This window comes from Pseudonocardia halophobica (assembly GCF_050948485.1).
Lineage (GTDB): Bacteria > Actinomycetota > Actinomycetes > Mycobacteriales > Pseudonocardiaceae > Pseudonocardia > Pseudonocardia halophobica.
In genome coordinates this window covers 2,952,484-2,972,225 of the sequence record NZ_CP192046.1, presented here as the reverse complement: position 1 = coordinate 2,972,225, position 19,742 = coordinate 2,952,484, and the positions used below count along the sequence as shown (strand labels likewise).

Genomic DNA, 19,742 nt, shown 5'->3' with positions numbered 1-19,742 from the left:
TCACCTGCGCGGGAAGCGCGGCGAAACGGACACCTCACCCGCGCCGGCGGGACGCGACGAGCTTCGGGATCGCCGGGAAGCCCGTGATCGGCTGGTACGCCTCGGCCGCGGCGGTGAGTCCCGCGTACTCCCCGTCCGTCAGCCGGATCTCCGCGGCCGCGACGTTGCTCTCCACCTGCGCGACGCTCGAGGCGCCGGGGATCGCGACGACGTTCGGCGGGTGCACCACCCAGGCCAGGGCGATCTGCGACGGCGTGGCGTCGTGTGCCGAGGCGACGTCCCGCAGGGTGTCGAGGAGCGGCTTCGCGGCGTCGAGGTTCTCCGGCAGGAACATCGCGTTGGCCGCGCGCACGCCGTTGGTCGGGCGGTGGTCGCGGTCGTACCGGCCGGACAGCAGGCCCTGCGCCAGCGGGCTGTAGGCGATCACGACGTGCCCGGTGCGCTGGGCCCACGGCAGCATCTCGGCCAGCGGCGCGCGCTGCACCAGGCTGAACTGCACCTGGTTGGAGAGGACCTTCGACCCGAACCGCGCCTCCGCGGACTTCCACCGCGCCAGCTTGTAGTTGGACACGCCGACGTCCCGGACCACCCCCACGTCCCGCAGCGCCTGCATCCCGCGCATGGTGGTGCCGTCGCCGACCAGCGGGTTCGGCTGGTGCACCTGGTAGAGGTCGAGGGTCTTCACCCCCAGCCGCTGGGCGCTCGCCACCCCCCGCTGCTGCACCACCGCCGCGGTCGGCAGCACCGGGAAGATCTTGGTGGCGACCACCACGTCGTCCGTCCCGCCGGTCTCGGCGAGGGCCCTGCCGAGGATCCGCTCGGAGCGCCCGAACCCGTACACCTCGGCGGTGTCGAACACGGTGACGCCCAGCTCGCGGGCCCGGGTGACGATCCGGCCCGCCTCCGTCTCGTCGTACCCGCCGCCGTAGCCCCACTCCTTGGACCCGAACTGCCAGGTCCCGAGCCCGATCACCGAGTACGGTCTGTCCGTTCCCACGTTCTCCACATGGCGCATGGACACAGTGTGCCCACCCGGCGGCCGCCCGCCGGTGATCACTCAGTGCGCGCTCAGGAACGCGTCCAGCGCGGGCCAGGTGGTGGTGCGCGCCCTGCGCCCGGTGAGGACGCCGAGATGGCCGCCCGGCGCCGTCTCGAACCGCACCTCGGGGGCGCCGGTCAGCAGCGGGACCGCCCGGCGGACCGCCCGCAGCGGGGCGATGACGTCGTCCCGCCCGCCGACGGCCAGGACGGGCACCTTCACCGACGACAGCGAGACCTCCCGCCCCGCCAGCTGCAGGCTGCCGCCGGCGAGGTCGTTGCTGCGCAGGAAGAGGTGGAACAGCTGCCCGAACACCCGGCCCGGGTAGCCGTGCATGTTGGCCATCATGTGGTCGACGGCCTCGATCTGGGCGAGCGTGTCCCGGTCGTCGAGCCGGGACAGGATCGCCAGCGGCCGGGTGACCATCTTGTCCACCGTGGTCAGCTGGAACACCGTGCTCACCAGCGGCGCCGGCCAGCTGCCCACCGCGCGGTAGAGCGCCGACACCGCCCGGCCGCCGGCCACCTCCGCCAGCGGCCGCAGGGGCGCGACCAGGGGCACCGCGGTGACGTCGACGGGGCTGCCGATCGCGGCGACGGCGCGGACCGGCAACGGCTCCCCCGCCTCCTCGGCCGCGGCCAGCGCGAGCAGGCAGAACAGGCCGCCGAGGGACCAGCCGACGAGGTGCACCGGCCCGTCCGTGAGCCCGGCGACGCGCCGGACGGTCCGCGGCACCACGTCGTCGACCCAGTGCTCGATGCCCAGCCTGCGGTGCCCGAACGCGATCGGGCCGTAGTCCACGAGGTACACCGGCCGGCCCTCGCCCAGCAGGTGCTCGACGAGCGAGCAGTCCCGGCGCAGGTCGTAGGCGAAGTCCGGGGCGCCGAGCGGCGGGACGAGCACGACCGCGGGTCCCGACGGCGCCACCCCGGGCAGCGGGTCGTAGCGGTACAGCGTCCCGCCGGGGTCCCGGGCGACCTCGGTGCGCGGCATGCGGCGCAGGTCGGCGACACCGCCGGCGACCGTCCGGTCCCAGGCGTTCGCGGCTGCGGCCCCCAGGCGGGAGCCGAGCTCGTCCCTCAACGCACGGAGCACGGCGGCAGCCTACGGCCCGCGCGGGCCGCCGACGGCCCACGAGGTTACCGACGAGTATGTGAGACTGCCGCCATGCAGCGCGACATCTTCGACGCCGAACACGACGCGTTCCGCGACCTCGTCCGCACCTTCCTCGAGAAGGAGGTCGTCCCGCACCACGCGCAGTGGGAGAAGGACGGACAGGTCGACCGCGACATCTGGCTGTCCGCCGGCAGGGCCGGCCTGCTCGGCACCGACGTCCCCGAGGAGTTCGGCGGCGGCGGTACCCCCGACTTCCGCTACAACGCGGTGGCCCTCGAGGAGATCACCGCGGCCGGCACCAGCGGCCTGGGCTTCCCGCTGCACAACGACGTCGTCGCGCCCTACCTGCTGCGGCTCGCGAACGACGAGCAGAAGCAGCGCTGGCTCCCCGGCTTCTGCTCCGGCGAGATCATCACGGCCATCGGCATGACCGAGCCCGGCACCGGGTCGGACCTGCAGGGCATCGCCACCCATGCCAAGAAGGACGGCGACGACTGGATCCTCAACGGCGCCAAGACCTTCATCACCAACGGCATCCTCGCCGACCTGGTGATCGTGGTCGCCAAGACCGACCCCGAGGCCGGGGCCCGCGGCTTCTCGCTGCTCTGCGTGGAGCGCGGCATGCCGGGCTTCGAGCGCGGCCGCCGGCTGGAGAAGGTCGGGATGAAGGCGCAGGACACGGCGGAGCTGAGCTTCACCGACGTCCGCGTGCCGGCCGCCAACGTCCTCGGCGAGGTGGGGCAGGGCTTCATCTACCTGATGCAGAACCTGGCCCAGGAGCGGCTGTCCATCGCCGTCGGCGCGGTGGCCGGCGCGGCCGCGGCGCTCAAGATGACGCTGGAGTACACGAAGGAGCGCAAGGCCTTCGGCCGCGCCGTCGCGACGTTCCAGAACACCCGCTTCGAGCTCGCCGAGATGGACACCGAGATCGACGTGACGCAGACCTACGTCGACCGGTGCCTCTCCGAGCACGTGGCCGGCAACCTCTCGGTCGCCGACGCCGCCAAGGCCAAGTGGTGGGCGACCGACCTGCAGAAGCGTGTGGTCGACCGGTGCCTGCAGCTGCACGGCGGCTACGGCTACATGATGGAGTACCCCATCGCGAAGGCCTTCGTCGACTCGCGGGTGCAGTCCATCTACGGCGGCACGAACGAGATCATGAAGGAGATCATCGGGCGGGCCCTGATCGGCTGAACCTGCACGGACGGGCCGACGTCAGGACGTCACCGGTCGGCCCCGGGCGGGATGGGACGCGGGTGAACGGGTAGAAAACCCCTCATGGCCTTCCGGTTGACGCCGCAGGAGCGCGGCTTCTACCCGCTCTTCACCCGCGCCGCGGACAACATCGCGCTCGCGGCGGACGAGCTCGCCGCGCTGGTGGACGCACCGGCGCCGGAGCGCGCCGCGATCGCGAAGCGGGTGAAGGACGCCGAGAACGCGGGTGACGAGGTCACCCACGAGATCATGGTCAAGCTGAACTCGGTGTTCGTGACCCCGTTCGACCGTGAGGACATCTACCGGCTCGCCTCCTCCCTCGACGACGTCGTCGACGCCATCGAGGAGGCGGCGGACCGGATCGTGCTCTACCGGCTGGAGCGGCTCCCCGCGGGCATCGCGATGCAGGTCGACGTCCTGCGCCGGGCCGCGGCCGCCACCGCCGAGGCGATGCCGCGGCTGGAGAAGATGGCTCAGCTGCAGGACTTCTGGATCCATGTCAACTCGCTCGAGGACGAGGCCGACGAGGCCTACCACGCCGTGCTGGCCGGCCTGCTCTCCCCGGACGAGGCGATCACCGACCCGGCCGCGGTGCTCGAGGTGATCAAGCTCAAGGAGGTCGTGGACACCCTCGAGGAGGCCGCGGACGCCTTCGAGACGGTCGCCAACACCGTCGAGAGCATCGCGGTCAAGGAAGCCTGATGCTCCTCGCGTCGGTCATCGTCGTCATCGTGGTGGCGGTGGCGTTCGACTACACCAACGGCTTCCACGACGCGGCGAACGCCATCGCGACCTCGGTGGCCACCCGGGCCCTGTCCCCGCGGGTGGCACTGCTGATGGCGGCCGTGATGAACCTGATCGGCGCCTTCCTCGGCACCGAGGTCGCCTCCACGGTGGGCAGCGGGATCATCGAGGCGCCCCAGGGGCTGCCCGGCCTCGCCGTGGTGCTGGCCGCGCTGATCGGCGCGATCATCTGGAACCTCGTCACCTGGTGGTTCGGCCTTCCCAGCTCCTCCTCGCACGCGTTGATCGGCGGGCTGGTGGGCGCGGCCCTGGCCTCGGTGGGCACGGTGAAGTGGGGCGGGGTGCTCGACAAGGTGATCATCCCGATGGTGCTGTCCCCGGTCGTCGGGTTCGTCCTGGCCGGGATCGTGATGATCGTGCTGCTGTGGATCTTCAAGGACAGCAGGCCGGCGCGGACCACCCGCGGGTTCCGGATCGCGCAGACCGTGTCCGCGGCGGCGATGGCGCTGGGGCACGGCCTGCAGGACGCGCAGAAGACGATGGGCGTGATCGTGCTGGCCCTCGTCGTCGGCGGGTTCCACCAGGGCACCGAGGTGCCGTGGTGGGTCGTGCTGATCTCCGCCGGCGCGCTGTCGCTGGGCACCTACGCCGGCGGCTGGCGCATCATGCGCACCCTCGGCCGGCGGATCATCGACCTGGACCCGCCGCGCGGGTTCGCGGCGGAGCTCACCGCCTCGTCGGTGCTCTACACCACGGCGTTCGTGTTCGCCGCGCCCATCTCCACCACCCAGACGATCACGTCGTCGATCCTGGGCGTCGGCGCCACCAAGCGGCTGTCGGCGGTGCGGTGGACGGTGGCCGGCAACATCGCGGTGGCGTGGGTGGTCACGCTCCCGGCGGCCGCGTTCTGCGCCGCCGCGGCGTACTGGCTGCTCCACCTGATCTTCGTGCACTGAGACCGCACAGATCCCGGCGGGCCCCTCGACCGGCGTCAGCCGAGGCCGGTCGAGGCCTTCAGCCGGGCGCGCTCGGCCTCGAGGTCGTAGTCCGGCGGCGGGAACTGCGGGGCCAGGTCGTCGAGGGTCTCGGCCAGCAGCGCGGCGACGGCCCAGTTCCGGTACCACTTGCGGTCCGACGGCACGACGTACCAGGGCGCCACGTCCGAGTCGCAGCGCTCGAGCGCCGCGGCGTACGCCTCCCGGTAGGCGGGCCACTTCGCGCGGGCGTCGAGGTCGCCCGGGTTGTACTTCCAGCGCTTCTGCGGGTCGTCGAGCCGGGCGAGGAGGCGCTCCGCCTGCTCCTCCGGCGAGATGTGCAGCAGGCACTTGAGGATCGTGACGCCCCCGTCGGACAGCTCCCGCTCGAAGTCGGCGATCGCCTCGTAGCGGGCCTGCCAGACCTCCTCGGGCACGAGCCCGTCCACCCGGGCCACCAGCACGTCCTCGTAGTGCGAGCGGTCGAAGACGCCGATCCGGCCCGGCACGGGGACCTGGCGGCGGATCCGCCACAGGAAGTCGTGCGCGAGCTCCTCCTCGGTGGGGCGCTTGAACGAGGCGACGTGCACGCCCTGCGGGTTCACCATCCCGAGGACGTGCCGGATCGTCCCGCCCTTGCCCGAGGTGTCCATGCCCTGCAGGACGAGCAGGACCGCGCGCGGCCCGCCCGCCGCGCCCTCGGCGTAGAGGGCCTCCTGACGGGCGTCGAGCCGCGCGCCCAGGTCCTCCATCTCGAGCGCCGCGTCGGCCTTGTCGCGCGGGCCGATCGGGCGGCCGCGGGGGTCGATCGCCTTCAGGTCGACGGGTCCGGACGGCACCCGGAAGGTCTCGCGCGCGGTCGCCATGGCGGCACCCTACGGGCTCCCGGGCGGCGGTCACTCCCCGGCGGCGGCGCGGGGGCACCACCTGCTGCTGGCGGGCCTGGCGGGCCCGCGCGGGCCGACTGAGCCGCCCGTGTGGGGTCAGCGGGTCCCGACCGGCACCACGAGCGGGGTGCCGGCGACGGGATCGGTGATGACCTTGGCCTCCAGCCCGAAGACCTCGCGCAGCAGCGGCTCGGTGATCACGTCGGCCGGCTCGCCCTGCGCGACGATCCGGCCCGCCTTCATCGCCACGAGCCGGTCCGCGTAGCGCGCCGCCAGGTTGAGGTCGTGCAGCACCATCACGACCGTCCGGCCGCGCTCCTCGTGCAGCCGCTCCACCAGCTCCAGCACCTCCACCTGGTGGGCCAGGTCGAGGAAGGTCGTCGGCTCGTCGAGCAGCAGCAGGTCGGTGCCCTGCGCGAGCGCCATCGAGATCCAGGCGCGCTGCCGCTGGCCGCCGGACAGCTCGTCGACCGGCCGCTCGGCGAGGTCGGAGATGCCGGTCCAGGCGAGCGCCTCGGCCACGGCCTCCTCGTCGTCCCCCGACCACTGCCGGTACCAGGCCTGGTGCGGGTGCCGGCCGCGCGCGACGAGGTCGCCGACGGTCAGCCCCTCGGGCGCGGTGGGGGCCTGCGGGAGCAGGCCCAGCACGGTCGCGACCTGCTTCGTGGGCATCTCGTCGATCTTCCGGCCGTCGAGCAGCACGTGCCCGCGGCTGGGCCTGAGCAGCCGCCCGAGGGCGCGCAGCAGGGTCGACTTGCCGCAGCCGTTGGGTCCGATCACCGCGGTGACCGTGCCCTGCAGGACGTCGAGGTCCAGGTCGTCGACCACGACGCGCTCGCCGTAGCCGAGCCGGACGCCCTCCGCGCGCAGCCGCACCCGCGCGCCGTCGGGCCCGACGGGGGCCTGCGTGTCCCCCGCCAGCGCGGTCTCGGCGTTCGGTGTCATGCGCGGGCCTCCCGGCCTTGGGTGACGAGCAGGTAGAGCAGGTACGGGGCGCCGAGCACGGCGGTCACGACGCCGACGGGCAGCTCGACGCCGCCGAAGGCCGTGCGCGCCACGAGGTCGGCGATGACGGTCAGCGCGGCACCGATCACCAGCGAGGCGCCGATGGGCGGGCGCGAGGAGCCGACGAGCCGCTGGGCGATCTGCGGCGACACCAGCGCGACGAACGCGATCGGGCCGGCCGACGCGGTGGCCACGCCGGCCAGCACGACCGCGACCAGCAGCAGCAGGCTCCGGGAGCGGTCCACCCGCACGCCGAGCCCGCGCGCGGTGTCGTCGCCGTACTGCAGCGCGCCCATCACGAAGGAGAGCACCAGTGCGGCCGGCACCAGGATCAGCAGGGCGATCCCGACGGGCACCACGTGCTCCCAGCCGCGGGCGTTGAGACTGCCGTTGATCCACACCGTGGCGCGCGCGGCCTCATAGACCTGCGCCACGATCAGCAGCCAGTTCACCACGGCGACCAGCATCGCGTTGATGCCGATGCCGACCAGGACGAGGCGGAAGCCCTGGATGCCCTTCCGCCAGGCCAGGCCGTAGATCACGATCGCGGCGACCAGCCCGCCGACCAGCGCCGCGATCGGGAGCCCGACCGCGGCGAGGGCGCCGACCAGGCCGGCGCCGCCCAGCACGATCAGCGTGACGGCCGCGGCGCTCGCGCCCCAGGTGATGCCGATGATGTCCGGGCTGGCCAGCGGGTTCCGCGCGATGGACTGCATGATCGCGCCGGACACCGCGAGCGCGGCGCCGACCAGCACGCCGGTCAGCGACCGCGGGAGCCGCAGCTCCAGGATGATGAACCGTTGGCTCGGGTCGCCGCCGCCGACGAGCGTGGCGAGCACGTCCGGGATGCCGATGGGGAACTCGCCGCGGCCCACGTTGAGCGCGACCGCGAGCACGAGCACGACGACCGACACCGCGAGGACCAGCACGTTGCGCGGGCGCCACACGCCCGAGACCCGCCCGCGGCGAAAGGGGCGGCGGCCGGGCACCCGCTCGAGGACCTCGCGCGCGGTCGGGTCCAGCGTGGGCCGGGTGGGTGCCGCCATCAGATCGTCACCAGCTTCCGGCGGCGCACGAGCGCGATGAAGAACGGCGCGCCGATCAGGGCCAGCACGATGCCGACCTGCAGCTCGCCGGGCCGGGCGACCAGCCGGCCGACCACGTCCGCCGTGAGCAGCAGGACCGCACCGAGCAGCCCGGACGCCGGCAGCAGCCACCGGTAGTCGGGCCCGGTGAAGGCCCGGACGACGTGCGGCACCACCAGCCCCACGAAGCCGATCGGTCCGCAGGCGGCGGTGGCGCCACCGGCGAGCAGGGTGATCGCGACGATCCCGAGCACCCGGGTGCGGCGCACCGACTGGCCGAGGGAGCGGGCCACGTCCTCGCCGAGGGACAGCGCGTTGAGCGCCGGCGCCGTGGCGAGCGCGATGAGCACGCCGACCACGACGAACCACACGACCTGCCCGGCGACGGCGGTGTCGCGCCCGGCGAGCGAGCCGACGTTCCAGAACCGGTAGGCGTCGAGCGTGTCGGTGTCGATCAGGATGATCGCCGAGACCAGGCCGCTGAGCAGGAAGGACAGGGCCGCGCCCGCGAGGGCGAGGCTCACCGGTGTCGGGCCGCCGCGACCGCCCGCGGAGCCGAGCAGGAACACCGCCACGCTGGCGACCATCGCGCCGGCGAAGGCGAACCAGACGTAGCCGAACAGCGTGGTCACGCCGAACACGTAGATCCCGACGACCACGAAGAACGCCGCGCCCATGTTCACGCCCAGCAGGCCGGGGTCGGCGAGCGGGTTGCGCGTGTGCCCCTGGATCAGGGCGCCCGCCAGCCCGAGCGCGATCCCGACCAGCACGCCCAGGACGGTGCGCGGCACCCGCAGCGAGCGGATCACGATGTCGTCCTCGGTGCCCGTCGGCGCGACCAGCGCGCTCCACACGTGCGACAGCGGGATGACCTTCGTGCCGAACGCGATGCTCGCCAGCACCGCCAGGACGAGGAGCACGAGGAGCGCGCCGAGGCCGATCAGCCGGCGACGTCGCAGGGACCGCTTCGGCCGGGCACGTCCGTGCCCGCCCGCGGTCGGCACCACCGGCGCCGATCCGACCGTCACTTCTCGCCCTCCCGTTTCTCCGGACAGGTGAGGCACACCTGACTGTGAGCACAGGGTCACCACAGTGCGGTGCACCTCAATCCTGGTGAGGCTATCCTTAGCCCGTCCGTGCGAAAACCCCTGGCGCCCTTCCCGTGGATCACACCCGTGTGCATCCGTGCAGCTGGACGGGTCGGGACGAGGGCGCGCCCACGGCCGCGGGGTGCTGGGATGGGCCCGTGCGCCGACTGCTGCCGCGGGACCCCGCGCCCGCCGACCCCGCCGAGCTCGCCCCGGAGGACCTGCCGGAGGTCTACGCCTACCCGCCGGACCCGGGCCGGCCGTGGGTCCGGGTCAACTTCGTGTCCAGTCTGGACGGCGCAGTCTCGGTCGACGGGCGCTCGGGCGGCCTGGGCACGCCCGCGGACAAGGCGGTGTTCGGCACCCTGCGCCGGCTCGCCGACGTCGTGCTCGTCGGCGCCGGCACCGCGCGGGCCGAGCGGTACCGCGGCGCCCGGAGGCCCACGATCGGCCGGGACACGCCCCCGCCCATCGCCGTCGTCACCGGGTCGGCCGGGCTCGACCCGTCCCTCGGGCTGTTCACGGACACGTTCGTGCCGACGATCGTGCTCACCACCGCGGAGGCCCCGGCCGAGCGGCGGGCGGCGCTGCACGCGGCCGGCGCCGACGTCGTCGAGCTGCCGGACCTCGGTCCGGGGACCCTGCTCGGCGAGCTGGAGCGGCGGGGGCTGCGGCGGGTGCTCTGCGAGGGCGGCCCGGGGCTGCACGGCGACCTGATCGCTGCCGGCGCCGTCGACGAGCTCTGCCTCACCCTCTCCCCGCTGCTCGCCGCGGGCGACGCCGGCCGCATCGCGCACGGGCCCGGCGGCCGGGCCCCCGAGGGGATGGCGCTCGCGTCGGTCCTCGAGGAGGACGGCACGCTCCTGCTGCGCTACGTCCGCGCGGCGACGTGAGGGCGACGACCCGCCGATCGGGTGATGTGGCGTGAGGGTGCGGGAGCCCGGTCCGTCGGATGCTGTGTACGGCGCCGGACACCGGCGCACCCCACGGTTCTCCGAGGAGTACGCATGAGCAGCAGCACCGGCAGCACGACCGGCGGCACCCCCGCCGCCGCCACCCCGTCGACCTCGGCCGCCTCGGGCACCTCGGGCAGCCCGGGCCGGCTGGCCGAGGAGACCGCCCAGGGCCGCACGACGATCGCGGCGTCGGTCGTCCAGAAGATCGCGGGCATCGCGGCGCGGGAGATCTCGGGCGTCTACTCGATGGGCGGCGGCCTGTCCCGGACGTTCGGCGCGCTGCGCGAGCGCATCCCGGGCGGCGGCACCGGCGCGTCGAACATCGCGGGCGTGCAGGTCGAGGTCGGCGAGAAGCAGGCCGCGATCGACCTGGACATCGTGGTGGAGTACGGCGCGTCCATCGTGGACCTCGCGCGCGCCGTGCGGCGCAACGTGATCACCGCGGTAGAGCGCATGACCGGCCTCGAGGTCATCGAGGTCAACATCGCGGTCAACGACATCCACCTGCCCGAGGAGGACGGTCCCGAGGCCCCGCCCGTGCCGGCCACGCCGGCGCCGTCTCGCGTCGAGTGACCGGCGCGGGGACGAGCGGCTCGCGGGCGGCCGACGACGAGCTGGCCCGCCGGGTCGCCGAGCTGGTCGCCGCGCACCCCGCGGTCGTCCGGCTCGACGGCGGGATCTTCGGCGCCGTCGCCACGTACCTGCCGGGGCACCGGCTCGTCGGCGTGCGCGTCGACGAGCACGGCGGGCCGGTCGAGGTCGCCGTCGTGCTGTCCCTCGCCGCGCCGATCCCCGAGGTCGTGGCCCAGCTGCGGGCCCGGGTGGCGGCGGTGGCGGGGGGGCGTCCGGTCGACGTCACCGTGTCCGACGTCGTGGCCGGGCCCGACCCGCAGGGCGGGCCGGTCACCACGGTGGAGATCGGTCCGTGACCGACGGGGACTTCGGCCCGGAGGCGTGGACGCGCGAGGAACGGGCGGCCTACCGCGCGTTCGTCCGCGACCACCACCCGGACCGCGGCGGCGATCCCGAGGCGTTCGTCGAGGGCCTCGCCCGCCTCCGGGCGGCGCGGGCGGCGCCCGCCCCGGGGACGCCCGACGACCGGCGCTACGACGCCCCGGTCGAGATCGTCCCCGACCTGCCGCTGGCGGTGCGGATCGTCGTCGCGGCGATCCGGACCGCCCGCGCCCGGGCCCGCACCCGCGTGGACCGGCCCACCCCCCACCCAGGTCGCCCCGACCCAGATCCAGGAGCGGAACGAGAATGACTGCCACCCAGACCGGCCTGCTGGCGGGTCTCCTGCTCGGCTTGGCCGCCGCCTTCGGCGGGTTCGTCGCCTTCGTCATCGTGCTGGTCCTCGGCGCGATCGGGCTCGCGGTCGGCCGGTTCCTCGACGGCGAGCTCGACCTGTCCGGCGTCCTCGGCCGGGCCCGCGACAAGTGAGCGCCCCGGCTGCGGCCGCCCTGGTGCCGGCCCCGGCGAGCCGGCCCCCCGCCGCCGTCGGGCTGCCCGGCTGGGCGCCCGACGCGGACGAGCGCGGGGACCTGGACATCGCGCCCGCCGTGCTGCGCAAGATCGTCGAGCACGCGACCGACCTGGTCCCGGGCACGCTGCACCGCGAGCGCCGGGTGGCCGGGGTCGAGGTCGGCGACGCCGGCCCGCGGGCGCGGATCAGCGCGACCGGCGACGCCGTCGACGTCCGGCTGGAGCTGGCCTGCGCCTATCCCGCCCCCGTGCGCGAGACCGTCGCGGCGGTGCGGGACATGGTCGCCACCGAGCTCGAGCGGATCTCCGGGTACCGGGTCCGCTCGCTCGCCGTCACCGTCTCCGGCCTGCGCGAGCCCACCCGGCCCGCGCAGCCCCGGATCCGATAGGGGAGGTCCACGTGCGCGTGCTGCTCCGCACGCTGGCGCCGCTGCTGGGCCTGGCCCTGGCGGCGGTCGGCGTGATCCTCGTGATCGAGGTCGTCGCCGCCTGGGTCCGGCCCGCCGGCCGCGGGCTCGTGGTGCCGTGGCCGGCCTGGCAGGCCGCCCTCTCCGGGCTGCCGTGGTCCGCCCGGCCGGTGATCGTCGTGGCGATCTGCGTGGCCGTCGTCGGGCTGCTGCTCCTGCTGATCGCGCTGCTCGCCCGCCGGCACGACGTCGCGCTCACCGCGCCGACCCCGGAGATGACCGTGGCGACCTCGCCGCGGGTGCTCGCCCGCCTCGTCGGGCGGACCGTCCGGGAGTCCGACGACGTCGCGGCGGCTTCCGTGAGCGCCTCGGCCCGCAAGATCGTGGTCCGGGCGGAGGGCTGGCCCGACGCCGGTGGCGGGTTCGCCGGCCTGACCGACACCGTCCGCGGCCGGGTCTCGACGCTGCTCGACGAGCTGCCCCTCGCCCGGCGGCCGCGCGTCGCCGTGTCCACCCGCGGCCGGAAGGAGCCCCGATGAGCACCCCCACCGACGTGCCGGCCGGCGACCCCGGCACGGGGACCGCCGCCCCGCCGCGGCGGGTCCTGCGCGGCTCCCGGAAGGCGGTCGCCCGGTCCGCCAACCTCGACCGCGTGTGGCTCGCGCTGCTCGGGTTCGTGCTGCTCGCCGCGGGCACCCTCGCGGCCCTGCTCGGTTTCGGCGTGTTCGGCACCGGCCGCGCCGCCCGGCCGCTGCTGGACCCGCTGATCGTCGACGCCCTCCGCGCGCAGCAGCAGCTGTGGCGCTGGGTCGCGATCGCGGCCGGCGTGGTGCTCGTGGTGCTCGGGCTGTGGTGGGCCGTGCGGTCCCTGCGCCCGGAACGCCGCCCCGACATGCTGCTCGAGGAGGACCAGGACACCAGGCTCCTGGTCACGGCCGGGGCGCTCGCCGAGGCCGTCGCCGACCGGGCGGCCGCGCTGCCCGGTGTCGGGAAGGCGCGGGCCCGGATGGTCGGCTCGTCCGGCACCCCGGCGCTGCGGCTGACGGTGTGGGTCACCGACGAGGCCGACGTCGCCGAGGTGTGCCGCCGGCTGGAGAACGAGGTCGTCGCCGAGGCCCGGCGCTCGCTCGGTCTCGCACACCTGCCGGTCGCCGTCCGGCTGGAGCTCGACTCGGTCACGCACGCTCCCCGCGTCGCGTGACCTCTGGTTAGCCTCGACGGCATGACGCGCAGCACCGATCCGGTCCTGTCCGGCCGCACCGCCCTCGTCACCGGCGCGGCGAGCGGGATCGGGGCGGCGATGGCCCGCCGGCTCGCCGCGGACGGGGCGCGAGTCTACGCCGTCGACCTCTCCGCCGACGCGGTGAAGGCGCTGGCCGCCGAGGTCGACGGGGTCGAGGCCCTGCCCTGCGACCTCACCGACCTCGCGGCCGTCGACGCTCTGCCCGGGGACGTCGACGTCCTGGTCAACAACGCCGGCCGGCAGCACGTCTCCCCCATCGAGGACTTCGACCCCGACCTGTTCCACCAGATCCTCACGATCATGCTGGAGGCGCCGTTCCGGCTGGTCCGGCGCGTGCTCCCGCACATGTACGGCCGGGAGTGGGGCCGGATCGTCAACGTCTCCAGCGCGCACGGGCTGCGCGCCTCGCCCTACAAGTCGGCCTACGTGGCGGCCAAGCACGGGCTGGAGGGGCTGTCGAAGGTCACGGCGCTGGAGGGCGCCCCGCACGGCGTGACCAGCAACTGCATCAACCCCGCGTACGTCCGCACGCCGCTGGTGGAGAAGCAGATCGCCGACCAGGCCCGCCACCACGGCCTCGACGAGGACGAGGTCGTGGAGAAGATCATGCTGACCCCCGTCGCGGTGAAGCGGCTGATCGAGCCGGAGGAGGTCGCCGAGTTCGCGAGCGTGCTGTGGGGCCCCGCCTCGGCGTCCATCTCGGGCGTCTCGCTCGTCCAGGACGGTGGCTGGACGGCCCACTAACCGCCGGTTCACCGGTGGCCGGGCAGACTGGGAGAGTGGGGGCCCGGGCACGCGTCGTGATCGTCGCGCTCCTGGGCGTGCTCCTGCTGGCCGCGTGCTCGGTCGGGCCGTCGCAGCGCCCGCCGGTCGCGGTGCGCGGCGAGACCACCTCCGGGCCGCCGCCGACCACCGCGGCCGTCCCGGCCGACCCGGACGCCCTGCCCGCGCCCCAGGACCAGGACCCGCTCGTCGACTACGCGGACTGCACCGCGGACACGGTCGAGGCGGTGGCCGCGGCCGGGTTCCCGGTCCCGGCCGGCCGCGCGCTCTCCGCGAGCTGCGGCGAGCTCTCCGTCTCCACCGACCCGGCCCGCCCCGCCGCCGGCGCGTCGCGGCTCGGCGTGCTGCGCGTCGCGGCCGCCGACGCCCCGCGCACCCGCCCGGCGCTCGTCGTGGTCGGGGACAGCGCGGGCGGCGGCTCGGCCCGCTCCGCCGGCCGCCTGGCCGCCCTGGTCTCCGACGCCGTGCTGGCGCAGTACCAGCTCGTCGGGCTGGACCGGCGCGGGACCGGCAGCGACCTCATCGACTGCGCCCCGCCCGAGGCCCGCGCGGCGATCACCGACACCCCGCCGGTCGGCGGCGCGACCGACCTCGGCCCGCTGCTGGAGCAGGCGCGCTCGGTGGTGCAGGACTGCTACCTGCTGCTCGACAACACGATCAGCTCGTACCGCACCGCGTCCACCGCCGCGGACCTCGAGCAGCTGCGGACCGCGCTGCGGGTCGACCGGCTCGACGTCGTCGGGATCGGCGACGGGGCCAGTGCGGTCGCGGCGTGGGCGGCGGCGCACCCGCGGTCCGTCGGCCGCGTGGTGCTGGACTCCCCCGTCGACCTGGTGTCCGACGAGCCGGAGCGCAGCGAGGCCCGGGCCGGCTCGGCCGAGGCCACCTTCGACGCCTTCGCCGCCGCCTGCGTCGCCCGGGGCGGCTGCCCGCTCGGATCCGACCCGCGGGCCGCGGTCACCGGCGTCGTCAGCGGGCTGGGCACGCGCCCGCTCGCCTCGGCCGACGGCGACCGGCTCACCGCGGGCGGCGCGCTCGCCGCCCTGCGCGCGGGCCTGGGCGAACCCGCCCGCTGGCCGGCGCTCGCGGCCGGGCTGGCCGCGGCCGGCTCCGGCGACCCCACCGGCCTGATCGCCTTCCTCGCCCCGGTGCTCGGCGCCGGCGGGACGTTCGACGACGAGCTGGCCACCGCCTGCAACGACACCACCCGCCGGCTCGCCCCGCCCGAGGTCGCGCAGCTCGCCGACCGCTGGTCGCGGCAGTACCCGCTGTTCGGGGCCGCGGCGGCACAGCGGCTGCTGGCGTGCGGGCCCTGGCCGGCCTCGACCGGCGCGCCGACCCTCACCGCGCTGCCCGCGGACACCCCGCCGGTCCTCGTGCTGGGCACCGCGGCCGACCCGCGCGCCCCCCAGGACGGCTCCCGTCGGGTGGCGCAGCTGCTCGGCCGCAGCTCCTTCGTCGGCTGGCAGGGCGCCGGGCAGGGGGCCTACCCGCGCAACGCCTGCGTGACCGCCCTGGTCGAGCAGGTGCTCGTCGCGGGGTCGGTCCCCCGCGACGGCACCGTCTGCCCGGCCTGACCCGTCAGGACGTGTCGGGCCCGATGAAGCCCTTCTCGATCATCCAGTCCCGGGCGACGATGCCCGGGTCCTCGCCGTCGACGTCGACCCTCTTGCCGAGCTCGATCATCTCGTCGTTGTTCAGCGCCATCGCGACGGGCTGCATGACCTGCTCGATCTCCGGGTGCTGCCGGTAGGTCTCCTCCCGGAGCACCACGGCGATGTTGTACTGCGGGAAGAACTTCTTGTCGTCCTCGAGCACCGCCAGGTTCAGCCCCGCGATCCGCCCGTCCGTCGTGAAGATCTCCCCGAAGTTGCACGTGCCGTTGGCGATGCCGGCGTAGATCGCGCCGGTGCCGAAGGTCTTCACCTCGGTGGGCTGGAACCCGTAGGTCTTCTCCACGCCCGGCAGTCCGTCCTGACGACTGGCGAACTCCGTCTCGACGCAGAACACGCCCTGGTCCGGGTTCTGCTTGAGGAACTCCATCATGTCGGAGTTGCTCTTGAGGTTGTGCTGCTGCGCGTAGGCCTCGGTGGTGCCGAAGGCGTAGGTGTTGTTCAGCTCGGAGTACGGCAGCCAGCGCAGCCCGTTCTGCTGCAGGTCCTCGTCCCGGACCGCCTCGTACTGCTTCTGCTCGTCCGGGATCGGGTCGGTGTGGCCCAGGTAGTTGATCCACCCCGTACCGGTGTACTCCCAGGTCAGGTCGATGTCCCCGGTCTTCAGCGCGAGCCGGGAGTTCGACGAGCCCTGGATGTTGGTGAGGTCGCGGACGTCGGCACCGGCCGCCGAGAGCGCCAGCTCGGCCATGTAGCCGACGAGGATCTGCTCGGTGAAGTCCTTCGAGCCGACGGTGAGCGTCACGCCCTCGAGCGCGGGCACGGGTTTGATCGACCCCGGCGTGACGGTGAAGGGGACGGCGGTGTTGGTCTCGAGGCCGCACCCGGCCAGCACGGCCGCCGAGGCGAGCGTGGCCACGGCGGCGGCGACCCTGCGGATCATTGCTCCGCTCCCTTCGGGGCCAGCCAGCGCTCCGCGATGCCGCCGAGCCAGTCGACGAGCAGGGCCAGCCCGATCGCGAGGACCGCGCCCACGTACATCACGGAGTTGAGCTGCAGCTTGTAGCCGGTGTCGATCAGCTCGCCGAGCCCGCCGCCGTTGACGAAGAACGCCAGCGTGGCCGTGCCGACCGCGAGCACCAGCGCCGTGCGCAGGCCGGCGAGGATCAGCGGCACCGCGAGCGGCAGCTCGACGCGCATCAGCACGCCGCCCGCCGACATCCCGATACCGCGCCCGGCGTCGATCAGCGAGCGGTCGACCTGCTGGATGCCGACCATCGTGTTCCGCAGCACGGGCAGCAGCGTGTAGAAGACCAGCGGGATCGCCACGGCCCACAGGCCCTCGATGCCCGACCACAGGAAGAACAGCACGATCACGCCCAGCGCGGGCGCGGCCTGCCCGATGTTGGCGATCGCCAGGAACACCGGGGCGAGCCACTTCAGGGCGGGCCGGGTGAGCGCGATGCCCAGCGGCACCGCGATGGCCACCACGAGCAGGCTGACCACGATCGTGATCAGGATGTGCTGGCCGAGCAGGGTCATGATCGTCGGGAGGTTGAGGGTCTCCCGCTCGTTGGCGTTGAGGTCGCTGGCCAGCGCCCAGATGACGACCGCGGCCACGATGACGACGACGGCGATCGGCTGGAAGAACAGCCGGAACCGGTCCGACCGCGAGGTGACGCTGGGCCTGCGCTCGACGGCGCTGGTCGTGCTGACGCCGGGGAAGCCCTCCGCAATCGCGGTCATCCGGCCTCACCCACCCCGTGCTCCTCGCGGACGCCCGCGATCACGTCGGTGACCGTGGTGATGTCGATGGTGCCGACGACCTCGCCGCGCGAGCCCGTCACCACCGCCCGGCCGCCCTCGGTGAGGATCGCCTCCAGCGCGTCCTGCAGCGTGGACTGGGTGCTGATCGCGTCGCCGACGGGCTTGCCCACCTGCAGCAGCGAGCTGCGCCCGGCGAGCTCCCGCACGTGGACCCAGCGCAGCGGGCGGTGGCGGTCGTCGACGACCAGGGCGTAGGTGCGTCCGGCCTTCGTCAGCCGGTCCGCCACGGTGGCCGGGTGCTCGTCCTCGGTGACGACCATGACCTCGTCGGTGCTGTACTCCACGTCCCGCACGCGCATCAGCGTGAGCTGCTTGAGCGAGGCACCCGCGCCCACGAAGCCTGCGACGGTGTCGTTGGCCGGGTTGGCCAGGATCGCGTCCGGGGTGTCGTACTGCTGGATCGTCGAGCGGTCCCCCAGCACGGCGATCTTGTCCCCGAGCTTCACGGCCTCGTCGAAGTCGTGGGTCACGAACACGATCGTCTTGCCGAGCTCGGACTGCAGCCGCATGAGCTCGTCCTGCAGGTTGCCGCGGGTGATCGGGTCGACCGCACCGAACGGCTCGTCCATGAGCAGCACCGGCGGGTCGGCCGCGAGCGCCCTCGCCACCCCGACGCGCTGCTGCTGGCCGCCGGACAGCTGGCGCGGCAGCCGGTTCGCGAACGTCCCCGGGTCGAGCCCGACGAGGTCCATCATCTCCTCGACGCGGGCCGCGATGCGCTTCTTGTCCCACTTGAGCAGGCCGGGGACCACGGAGATGTTCTGCGCCACCGTGTAGTGCGGGAACAGGCCCGCCTGCTGGATGGCGTAGCCGATCGTGCGGCGCAGCTGGTCGGGGTCGATGTGCAGCGCGTCCCGGCCGCCGATCGTGATCGTGCCGGAGGTCGGCTCGACCATCCGGTTGATCATCCGCATCGTGGTGGTCTTGCCGCAGCCGGAGGGCCCGACGAACACGACGACCTTCCCGGCCGGGATGGTCATCGTGAACTCCTCGACCGCGGGGGCCGCGGTGTTCGGGTAGCGCTTGCTGACCCGCTCCAGCCGGATCTCGGCGCCGGAGACGCCCGGGGTGTCGCTGGTGGTCACATCGGTGGTCGGCGACGTCGTCATCTCAGTCACGCACACCCTTCGGGATGGTGAGACGGGCGATCAGGACGAAGACCCCGTCGAGGAGGAGGGCCAGGATCACGACGCCGAGCGTGCCGGCGAGCGCCTGGTTGAGGGAGTTCGCCGAGCCGGCCCGGGTCAGTCCGGAGAAGACCTCGGAGCCCAGCCCGAAGCCCTTGGCGTAGGCCGCGATCACCGCGATGCCCATGAGCATCTGGGCCGAGACCCGCATGCCCGTGAGGATCGCGGGCCAGGCCATCCGCAGCTCGACCCGGCTCAGCACGCCGGTCCGGCTCATCCCGATGCCCTTCGCGGCATCGGTGACCGCGGGATCGACCCCGGCGAGCCCGACGATCGTGTTCCGCACGATCGGGAGCAGGCCGTAGAGGGTCAGCGCGATCACGCTCGGGGTCACGCCCAGGCCGACGATCGGGATCAGCAGGCCGAGCAGCGCGAACGACGGGATGGTGAGGACCGTGCTGGACAGTGCGGTGGCGACCGCGGAACCGGCCGGACTGCGGTAGACCGCGATGCCCACGGCCACGCCGATGATCGCTGCGAGGATCGTGCACTGCACGACGCCGCTCAGGTGCAGCCACGCCTGGAGCGACAGCCGGTCCCACCTCTCGGTGACGTACTGCCAGAGGCTCACCGTCGCCCTCCTCTCGTCACGTCCGAGAACGTTCACCCGGAGCGGGTTTCGTTCGAGTGTGGGAGGGAACTTACGGCCAAGAAGACGGTCTTGCCCGGTGGAACGACGCCCTGCGGTCGCGGCGTGTCCCCTTCAGTGGCAGGCGTGATCGCCCGGACGGGCCAGTACGGTGCCGCCGTCGTCAACAGTGATGAAACCGGCCGACCGGGCGACACGTTCTGGGCCGGAAGCGCGACGACCGGGGTGAACACAGAACAATCGGACTTCTCCTCGGGGGTAGAAGCCAGCATGACCGCGATCCTCCCGGACCGCCCCGCCGCACCGTACGTAGCCATGCGGGCGCCGGCCACCCCGGCCTCGGCCCGGGTGGCCGGCGTCGTCGACACCGCCTGCCGCTGTGGGCACGGCTCCACGGCCCACGAGCACTACCGTCGCGGCACCGAGTGCGTGACCTGCGACTGCCCGCGCTTCCGCCGCGCGGCCGGCATCCGCCTCTTCCGCCGCTGACCCGCGCGCGGCC

Annotated in this window: 24 protein-coding genes; 14 read left to right on the top strand and 10 right to left on the bottom strand. The window is 74.0% G+C overall.

The features are described from left to right. Positions 1-34: 34 nt before the first annotated feature. Both ACQP04_RS14330 and ACQP04_RS14325 read right to left on the bottom strand, forming a co-directional pair. Positions 35-997, bottom strand: a complete 963-nt coding sequence (locus tag ACQP04_RS14330; RefSeq protein ID WP_433507525.1) for an aldo/keto reductase — start codon at positions 995-997, stop codon at positions 35-37. 60 nt (positions 998-1,057) lie between these two features. Next, complete coding sequence (locus ACQP04_RS14325) at positions 1,058-2,134, bottom strand: alpha/beta hydrolase (protein ID WP_433507524.1); 1,077 nt, start codon at positions 2,132-2,134, stop codon at positions 1,058-1,060. A 72-nt stretch (positions 2,135-2,206) separates the two neighbouring features. On the opposite strand from ACQP04_RS14325, the gene ACQP04_RS14320 reads away from it, so the two are divergent. The 3 genes from ACQP04_RS14320 to ACQP04_RS14310 all read left to right on the top strand — a co-directional run bounded on the left by ACQP04_RS14320 (position 2,207) and on the right by ACQP04_RS14310 (position 5,070). Next, complete coding sequence (locus ACQP04_RS14320; RefSeq protein WP_433507523.1) at positions 2,207-3,349, top strand: acyl-CoA dehydrogenase family protein; 1,143 nt, start codon at positions 2,207-2,209, stop codon at positions 3,347-3,349. A gap of 84 nt (positions 3,350-3,433) precedes the next feature. Beyond that, on the top strand, positions 3,434-4,072 hold the full coding sequence (locus ACQP04_RS14315; RefSeq protein WP_433507522.1) for a DUF47 domain-containing protein: 639 nt from the start codon (positions 3,434-3,436) through the stop codon (positions 4,070-4,072). Further along, positions 4,072-5,070 carry an anion permease gene (locus ACQP04_RS14310; RefSeq protein WP_433507521.1) on the top strand — a complete coding sequence of 333 codons (999 nt, stop codon included), beginning with the start codon at positions 4,072-4,074 and terminating at the stop codon, positions 5,068-5,070. Before ACQP04_RS14315 ends, ACQP04_RS14310 begins: the two co-directional genes overlap by 1 nt. Before the next feature lie 35 nt (positions 5,071-5,105). Here ACQP04_RS14310 and ACQP04_RS14305 read toward each other — a convergent pair whose 3' ends face one another. The 4 genes from ACQP04_RS14305 to ACQP04_RS14290 all read right to left on the bottom strand — a co-directional run bounded on the left by ACQP04_RS14305 (position 5,106) and on the right by ACQP04_RS14290 (position 9,093). Next, entirely contained in the window at positions 5,106-5,954 is an 849-nt protein-coding gene (locus ACQP04_RS14305) for a polyphosphate kinase 2 family protein (protein ID WP_433507520.1), read from the bottom strand. A 117-nt stretch (positions 5,955-6,071) separates the two neighbouring features. Next, positions 6,072-6,920: an ABC transporter ATP-binding protein gene (locus tag ACQP04_RS14300; protein WP_433507519.1), complete on the bottom strand. Its 849-nt coding sequence runs from the start codon at positions 6,918-6,920 to the stop codon at positions 6,072-6,074. Further along, positions 6,917-8,026, bottom strand: a complete 1,110-nt coding sequence (locus tag ACQP04_RS14295; RefSeq protein WP_433507518.1) for a FecCD family ABC transporter permease — start codon at positions 8,024-8,026, stop codon at positions 6,917-6,919. Before ACQP04_RS14295 ends, ACQP04_RS14300 begins: the two co-directional genes overlap by 4 nt. After that, entirely contained in the window at positions 8,026-9,093 is a 1,068-nt protein-coding gene (locus ACQP04_RS14290) for a FecCD family ABC transporter permease (RefSeq protein ID WP_433507517.1), read from the bottom strand. Before ACQP04_RS14290 ends, ACQP04_RS14295 begins: the two co-directional genes overlap by 1 nt. Positions 9,094-9,311: 218 nt before the next feature. On the opposite strand from ACQP04_RS14290, the gene ACQP04_RS14285 reads away from it, so the two are divergent. The 10 genes from ACQP04_RS14285 (at position 9,312) to ACQP04_RS14240 (ending at position 15,601) form a co-directional block, all read left to right on the top strand. Beyond that, on the top strand, positions 9,312-10,046 hold the full coding sequence (locus ACQP04_RS14285; RefSeq protein WP_433507516.1) for a pyrimidine reductase family protein: 735 nt from the start codon (positions 9,312-9,314) through the stop codon (positions 10,044-10,046). 114 nt (positions 10,047-10,160) lie between these two features. Beyond that, entirely contained in the window at positions 10,161-10,682 is a 522-nt protein-coding gene (locus ACQP04_RS14280; RefSeq protein WP_433507515.1) for an Asp23/Gls24 family envelope stress response protein, read from the top strand. Beyond that, positions 10,679-11,038 carry a hypothetical protein gene (locus ACQP04_RS14275; protein WP_433507514.1) on the top strand — a complete coding sequence of 120 codons (360 nt, stop codon included), beginning with the start codon at positions 10,679-10,681 and terminating at the stop codon, positions 11,036-11,038. The genes ACQP04_RS14280 and ACQP04_RS14275 overlap by 4 nt, the downstream gene beginning before the upstream one ends. Next, a complete protein-coding gene (locus ACQP04_RS14270) occupies positions 11,035-11,373 on the top strand; it encodes a hypothetical protein (RefSeq protein ID WP_433507513.1) in 339 nt (112 codons plus the stop codon). The genes ACQP04_RS14275 and ACQP04_RS14270 overlap by 4 nt, the downstream gene beginning before the upstream one ends. Continuing rightward, positions 11,370-11,549 (top strand): hypothetical protein, encoded by a 180-nt coding sequence (locus ACQP04_RS14265; RefSeq protein WP_037047373.1) that lies wholly within the window; start codon positions 11,370-11,372, stop codon positions 11,547-11,549. The genes ACQP04_RS14270 and ACQP04_RS14265 overlap by 4 nt, the downstream gene beginning before the upstream one ends. Beyond that, positions 11,546-11,980, top strand: a complete 435-nt coding sequence (locus tag ACQP04_RS14260) for an Asp23/Gls24 family envelope stress response protein (protein WP_433507512.1) — start codon at positions 11,546-11,548, stop codon at positions 11,978-11,980. The genes ACQP04_RS14265 and ACQP04_RS14260 overlap by 4 nt, the downstream gene beginning before the upstream one ends. An 11-nt stretch (positions 11,981-11,991) precedes the next feature. Further along, positions 11,992-12,537 (top strand): DUF6286 domain-containing protein, encoded by a 546-nt coding sequence (locus tag ACQP04_RS14255; protein ID WP_433507511.1) that lies wholly within the window; start codon positions 11,992-11,994, stop codon positions 12,535-12,537. Continuing rightward, on the top strand, positions 12,534-13,199 hold the full coding sequence (gene amaP, locus ACQP04_RS14250) for an alkaline shock response membrane anchor protein AmaP (RefSeq protein ID WP_433507510.1): 666 nt from the start codon (positions 12,534-12,536) through the stop codon (positions 13,197-13,199). Before ACQP04_RS14255 ends, amaP begins: the two co-directional genes overlap by 4 nt. A gap of 21 nt (positions 13,200-13,220) precedes the next feature. Further along, entirely contained in the window at positions 13,221-13,985 is a 765-nt protein-coding gene (locus ACQP04_RS14245; RefSeq protein ID WP_433507509.1) for a 3-hydroxybutyrate dehydrogenase, read from the top strand. Positions 13,986-14,020: 35 nt separating this feature from the next. Further along, entirely contained in the window at positions 14,021-15,601 is a 1,581-nt protein-coding gene (locus ACQP04_RS14240; protein ID WP_433507508.1) for an alpha/beta fold hydrolase, read from the top strand. A 4-nt stretch (positions 15,602-15,605) separates the two neighbouring features. Here ACQP04_RS14240 and ACQP04_RS14235 read toward each other — a convergent pair whose 3' ends face one another. The 4 genes from ACQP04_RS14235 to ACQP04_RS14220 are packed head-to-tail and all read right to left on the bottom strand — an operon-like array spanning position 15,606 to position 19,222. Next, positions 15,606-16,580: a glycine betaine ABC transporter substrate-binding protein gene (locus tag ACQP04_RS14235; protein ID WP_433507507.1), complete on the bottom strand. Its 975-nt coding sequence runs from the start codon at positions 16,578-16,580 to the stop codon at positions 15,606-15,608. Beyond that, positions 16,577-17,383: an ABC transporter permease gene (locus ACQP04_RS14230; protein WP_433507506.1), complete on the bottom strand. Its 807-nt coding sequence runs from the start codon at positions 17,381-17,383 to the stop codon at positions 16,577-16,579. Before ACQP04_RS14230 ends, ACQP04_RS14235 begins: the two co-directional genes overlap by 4 nt. Further along, complete coding sequence (locus ACQP04_RS14225; protein WP_433508364.1) at positions 17,380-18,573, bottom strand: ATP-binding cassette domain-containing protein; 1,194 nt, start codon at positions 18,571-18,573, stop codon at positions 17,380-17,382. Before ACQP04_RS14225 ends, ACQP04_RS14230 begins: the two co-directional genes overlap by 4 nt. A 1-nt stretch (position 18,574) precedes the next feature. Further along, entirely contained in the window at positions 18,575-19,222 is a 648-nt protein-coding gene (locus ACQP04_RS14220) for an ABC transporter permease (RefSeq protein WP_433507505.1), read from the bottom strand. 144 nt (positions 19,223-19,366) lie between these two features. On the opposite strand from ACQP04_RS14220, the gene ACQP04_RS14215 reads away from it, so the two are divergent. After that, entirely contained in the window at positions 19,367-19,729 is a 363-nt protein-coding gene (locus ACQP04_RS14215; protein WP_433507504.1) for a hypothetical protein, read from the top strand. Positions 19,730-19,742: the final 13 nt, after the last annotated feature.